The sequence below is a fragment of the Gimesia sp. genome (assembly GCF_048262075.1).
Lineage (GTDB): Bacteria > Planctomycetota > Planctomycetia > Planctomycetales > Planctomycetaceae > Gimesia.
In genome coordinates this window covers 1-5,224 of the sequence record NZ_JBLXFK010000040.1, presented here as the reverse complement: position 1 = coordinate 5,224, position 5,224 = coordinate 1, and the positions used below count along the sequence as shown (strand labels likewise).

The following is a 5,224-nucleotide window of genomic DNA, read 5'->3' as shown; positions in this document are numbered from 1 at the left end:
CCTAATTGGCTCATAACCTGAAGGTCGTAGGTTCAAATCCTACCCCCGCAACCAAAATGACTAAGCCCCATCCAGCGGATGGGGTTTTGTCGTTTTAGCTTGTGGCGGAATAGGAGATGAGGCTCATAAAACCGGCAAATAGCCCGTTTTATCGTAAGCGTACGGCCTCGTACCCCTTACGCCTTCTGCGGTAATCTGCGACTTTATGTCCACTTAGCGGGCAACAGGTGTCCACTTAACTTAGGTGGTCACTTAACGATGATAGAGAGACGTAAACGGCGTAAATGGAGTGCCGAGGAGAAGTGCCGGATTGTCGCCCAGACCAAAGTTTCGGGTGTCTCGGTTCCTCAGCTAGCACATCGTTACGATGTGAATGCGAACCTGATCTTCAACCAGTTGGCAGGCATGCGCCGCCATCGTTTTGGCGCAGGTTCCGAGGCTCTCGATCAGTTACAGTTAACCCTTGAGGACGAAGAAGTGGCTCAGGCTGATGCTTTGCGGGCCTCGGGCGGTAATTTACATGCAGCTTATGGATTTATGGAGCATTTCTCACCCAATATTATTGATATGGGAAAAATGCCGGCGTCGTTTTATGAGAAGGCTCCGGATGCAATCGCAAAGTCGGGTTCAGGTAAGCCTTAAGGGGGAAGCCTCCCCCTCGTTTCAACCCGCAAGCGGTTTTGCTCTATCCCCTCAACGGGGAGACCCCGTAACGCCACCCGAAGCCCCTGTAATGTCTCTTGTTCGTATGGAGAGGATCGACCATGGGCTTATTTACAATATGCGGCCCTTATAGCCTCAGCAAACAAAACGATAGCTCTCTCATGCCACCTTTCAGGTTGATCTCTAAGAAATCTTTTAAAGATAACGCGGAGCTGACCTAGGCTTGCATTTTTCGGTATGCAAAAACTGCCGATTTTTTCAAAACCATTATTCGTCTTAACATAGTTGTGTTCCATAAATCGAGACGACTCCCAAAGTGCAAACACAAAACCAAGACACATTCCTGCATCAACTGGTGCTTTACCATCGCAATTACTGAACCAATAAATGCCGCTATATGGTAACCGGGTTAACCTGAGCATCTGACCTCGTCCCCATTATAACTCCGCTATATCATAATTTGAGTCTGATATTTGGCTGGCGGAGGCCTGTGATTGGATAGGTTCTGAACAGGGAGGTTGGTAGGTTAATTTTCTTCCAAAGCCTGGAAGCGGTGCTTACGGGCACGGTGATTGGCTTCAACTAGGCGCGCAAACCATATCTTGATATATTGTGGTCCGAAAACCTGTTAAGGGTGTATTGTAAATGCCCCTATGGCCTGAAGATGAGCCCCAAGGAAATGGAGTGCTGGTTTTCCTGGTGAAAAGAGACGTTCTGGTGGTTGAGAACCTAAAATGGAAATAGTTGGTAGCATTAAACGGGGAAAGAAGTATCAGGAAGTCTTGGACCTGATTGTCTCCCGGATACAAAAACGAGAACTGGCCGTTGGAGACATACTGCCGTCAGAACGCGAATTGATGCAGAGTTTTGGTGTCGGCAGACCGGCTATCCGGCAGGCCCTGTCGACATTGGAGCGGATGGGGATGATCGAAATTCAGCAAGGCGGTGTCAGCCGGGTATCGATGCCGACACCGGAACAAATTCTCGGGCAAATTAGCGATGCCGCTCAGCAACTTTTACTCAATTCGGAAGAAGGTGCCAGGCATTTACGCGAGTCGCGAGGCGCCATTGAGTTGGTGATTATACAAACAGCGATCGAGCGGGCAACGGACGACGAAATAGAAAAGATTCGCGACGCTCTGAATGCAAATCGTCTTGCGCTTGAAGCGGGTGACAGCCGCCGCTTTGTACAGACGGATATCAAGTTTCATGTGGCAATTGCAGAAGCAACCCATAATCCGATCTACAAGGCTATGGTAGCGTCAATTTTGGGCATGATTATGGATTACCGGGATCTTGTGGTCGTTGGTGGAATTGATCAAAAAAGTGCCTACGCGGAGCATGAAGCTCTGTTCAAATGTATTGAGGAACGGGATTTCGTCGGTGCAGAGCAGGCATTTCGGGCCCATCTTCAGCGGATTGGCAGTGTGCTGGATCAGCACTATATCGATCTGCGGACGTCTGACAAACCAAATGCTGGCAGATAGCGGCTGAGCGTCCGGGCCTTAATCTACATCCCTTTTTCCAAGTCATTTTTCATTTCTTAATCGGCCTGTTGCATACCGCTTATGCGGGTTTTGGGTGCCGTTTGTTGTGCATTAATCGAAATCTGCTCGCCGGTTTCATAGATCGGCCTATTCCCTGTCCCTGGTAAATGCATGTTGACCAAATATATGTACATATGTATAGAACTTAGTCGTCTTCCACATTACGGAAGGTCTTAAGTTCGGTCGTCGGGTTTAGAAATATAACAGGGCAAATAAACAATTATTCGAAAGGTATCAGCTATGAATAAAACTAAGCTTACAGGAGCCGTTTTCTCCATGGTGGTTGCGTTATGTGGTGTTTCACCTCTGGCCCACTCCGCATTTCCGGAAAAGCCAATCACCGTGATTGTTCCCTTTGGAGCGGGAGGCGGAAGCGATACGCTCATGCGGTCGCTTCAGAAAGTCATTAAGAAACAACGCAGTCTGTCGCAGCCCATCGTCGTCTTGAACGTCGGAGGTGCTGGCTCGACCATTGGTTCTCGTCGTGTCAAGGAAGCGCCGGCAGACGGCTATACCTATCTTCTCTCTCATTTCGCATTGCTCAGTTCGACAGCGACAAAAGTTGCAGATTTCGAGCCAAATGCGTTTGAACCCGTTGCTCAGGTTTCACAACAATGTTTGCTGTACGCAGTTCAGAATGATGCAAAATGGAAAAATTTGCGGGAACTTTTCGACGATGCCAAGGCGAATCCAGGCACCATCAAGGAAGCAATTAATATCGGTGCTGTTGTACATGTTACATCATGGATGTTGAGCGATGCGTACGGAGGCGTACCGCTTCGGTATGTGCAGGCTGGCGGAGGGGCGAAGCGGTTCGCATCATTGCTTGGTGGGCATGTGGATGCTGCACAGTTCTCAACATCCGAGTTCGTAAGGTTTTCACCAAAAGGGATTCGTGCCCTGGCCTATGCCGGTCCGACCCGGCACCCTGAATTGCCGGATATTCCAACTGCAATTGAACAGGGAATGGACACCGTTGCCTGTATTAACGACTGGTTCTTTGCGCCTGCTGGATCGCCTAAGGAAAATACTCAAATCTTTGCAGATGCCGTGATCAAAGCCGTCAAATCGGATGAAATTCAGGGGCTGTATAAAAAGCGGAAAATAGATACAGATATTCTCACCGGCACGGCCCTGCAGGACAAGATCGATAAGGACTATGCACAGATCAAATCTGTTTCTGCCCGGCATATGGATGAGCTCAGAACGCTTAAGGAAGAGCAGAAAAAATCCAAGTAGACGGATATCAGGAGGTTTGGATGGCGTGGAGGGTGTGATGATTAATGTCCACAATAATGCCTTTCTGAAGTTTTGTGTCGGCGTGTTTTTAGTTATCACGGCATCAGCTATTTTTGTTAATGTTGATGCCCTCTCGCCAACCTCCCTAGAACCACTGGGGCCCGCCGCTTTTCCAAAGGCAATTTCGGTTGTCATTGCAGTTCTGGCGCTGGTTTTTACCGTCAAAGCGGCAATGCATCTCCGCCGCGTGACGTCGGCCAAGGAGAGCCCGCGTGAGTATCGGCGACGCTATGATCTGGCGGGGGCAACCGTCCTGCTGACGGTGGTTTATGTTTCCCTGTTCGGGTTTGAAATTCTCGGGTTTCGTTGGGCAACCGTCGTCTTTCTGGGTGCTTTGGGCCTGTTGCTAACACAGGGCGAGCGACGGAAGATTCCCGTTGTTCTTGGTGGGGCGCTCGTCGTTGGTGTGGGAGTTCATTATCTCTTCACCCAAGTCCTGGTTATTGGACTTCCATAGATACGATAAAAATTCTGAAGAGGTCTGCAATGGTTGATTTTGTCGGCGCGCTTGTCGGGATGATAAATTTCTGGCCGCTATTTTTCATCGGTTTCGGCACTGCGGCGGGTATCATTTTTGGTTCTGTTCCCGGGTTGACGGGCGCCATGCTCATCGCGCTCTGTCTGCCTCTTACTTTTTACATGGACACAACGAACGCCCTTGTTCTTCTGGTGGCTATGTATGTTGGGTCTATTTCAGGCGGGTTGATTACAGCAACCCTGTTTCGCATGCCTGGAACACCTGCCTCGGTCATGACGACGTTTGACGGGTATCCTATGGCCAAAGGCGGCAATCCCGGACGCGCCCTTGGGCTCGGGATTGGAGCGTCTTTCGTCGGCGGAATAATTTCCTGGTTTTTTCTGGTCCTGCTGACTGAACCTCTTTCTGACCTTGCGATCAAGTTTGGTCCGTTCGAGTATTTTGCGCTTGTCATGATGGCAATGGTTCTCATTGCGGCAGTTAGCAAAGGCGAGTTTCTTGTCGGATTGTTATCAGGCTTTCTGGGTATGCTTGTCGCTATGCCTGGATATGACAAGTCGACCGGTTCCTTGCGCCTGACTTTCGGATTTGATGAACTGGCTGCAGGACTTAGTCTTTTGCCTGTCCTGATGGGGGTATTTGCCGTTAGCCAGATCATCAATGAAATTATCGACATCGAGGTCGTTGGCAAGCGGATTTCGATGAAGGGTCAAAGAGTGGTGATGACCTTTCGCGATTTAAAGATTCAGTTTGTTAATATGTTTCGGTCATCCCTTATCGGCACCTGGGTCGGAATTTTACCGGGCATTGGCGCGAATATCGGATCGATTATTGCCTATTCCACAGCCAAGAACCTTTCCAAGACACCGGAAAAATTCGGTGCCGGCTCAGAAGAGGGAATTGTCGCCTCTGAATCTGCGAACAATGCGACTGTCGGCGGCGCTCTGATACCGCTGCTGTCTATGGGGATCCCCGGCAGCATTATCGATACCTTTCTACTGGGAGCTCTAATCGTCCACGGCCTGCAGCCAGGCCCACTCCTGTTTATTAATAACCCGGATATTGTCTACGCCATGATGATCGGGTTTTTCATTGCCAATGTATTTATGTTGCTCATGATGACATGGGCGGTTCGGCATATCGCCAAACTGATGCACGCTCCCAAGGGGTATGTTTTGCCGCTAATTCTGTTCTTTTGCATTCTCGGCGCATTTGCTTTGAATAACCGCATCTTCGA

Annotated in this window: 6 protein-coding genes; 5 read left to right on the top strand and 1 reads right to left on the bottom strand. The window is 49.5% G+C overall.

All coding sequences use genetic code 11. The annotated features are described in order from the left end of the window. Positions 1 to 258 precede the first annotated feature (258 nt). A complete protein-coding gene (locus tag ACN0YH_RS27990) occupies positions 259 to 642 on the top strand; it encodes a transposase (protein WP_417382907.1) in 384 nt (127 codons plus the stop codon). A gap of 128 nt (positions 643 to 770) precedes the next feature. Here the strand turns inward: ACN0YH_RS27990 and ACN0YH_RS27985 are convergent, their stop codons facing one another. After that, positions 771 to 1,085 (bottom strand): Rap1a/Tai family immunity protein, encoded by a 315-nt coding sequence (locus ACN0YH_RS27985; protein ID WP_417382906.1) that lies wholly within the window; start codon positions 1,083 to 1,085, stop codon positions 771 to 773. Positions 1,086 to 1,397: 312 nt separating this feature from the next. Here ACN0YH_RS27985 and ACN0YH_RS27980 point away from each other — a divergent pair, with 312 nt between their 5' ends. From ACN0YH_RS27980 to ACN0YH_RS27965, 4 genes are all read left to right on the top strand, one after another. Next, positions 1,398 to 2,150, top strand: coding sequence for an FCD domain-containing protein (locus tag ACN0YH_RS27980; protein ID WP_417382905.1), 753 nt, complete (start codon positions 1,398 to 1,400; stop codon positions 2,148 to 2,150). A gap of 300 nt (positions 2,151 to 2,450) precedes the next feature. Beyond that, positions 2,451 to 3,449, top strand: coding sequence for a Bug family tripartite tricarboxylate transporter substrate binding protein (locus ACN0YH_RS27975; protein WP_417382904.1), 999 nt, complete (start codon positions 2,451 to 2,453; stop codon positions 3,447 to 3,449). A 37-nt stretch (positions 3,450 to 3,486) separates the two neighbouring features. Continuing rightward, complete coding sequence (locus ACN0YH_RS27970; protein ID WP_417382903.1) at positions 3,487 to 3,966, top strand: tripartite tricarboxylate transporter TctB family protein; 480 nt, start codon at positions 3,487 to 3,489, stop codon at positions 3,964 to 3,966. Positions 3,967 to 3,995: 29 nt separating this feature from the next. Then, on the top strand, positions 3,996 to 5,224 hold a 1,229-nt coding region (locus ACN0YH_RS27965; protein ID WP_417382902.1), incomplete at its 3' end, for a tripartite tricarboxylate transporter permease.

Coding starts and splice junctions, on each gene's coding strand:
- ACN0YH_RS27975 (WP_417382904.1), top strand. CDS start 2,451: ATGAATAAAACTAAGCTTACAGGAGCCGTTTTCTCCATGGTGGTTGCG.
- ACN0YH_RS27970 (WP_417382903.1), top strand. CDS start 3,487: ATGATTAATGTCCACAATAATGCCTTTCTGAAGTTTTGTGTCGGCGTG.
- ACN0YH_RS27990 (WP_417382907.1), top strand. CDS start 259: ATGATAGAGAGACGTAAACGGCGTAAATGGAGTGCCGAGGAGAAGTGC.
- ACN0YH_RS27980 (WP_417382905.1), top strand. CDS start 1,398: ATGGAAATAGTTGGTAGCATTAAACGGGGAAAGAAGTATCAGGAAGTC.
- ACN0YH_RS27985 (WP_417382906.1), bottom strand. CDS start 1,085: ATGCTCAGGTTAACCCGGTTACCATATAGCGGCATTTATTGGTTCAGT.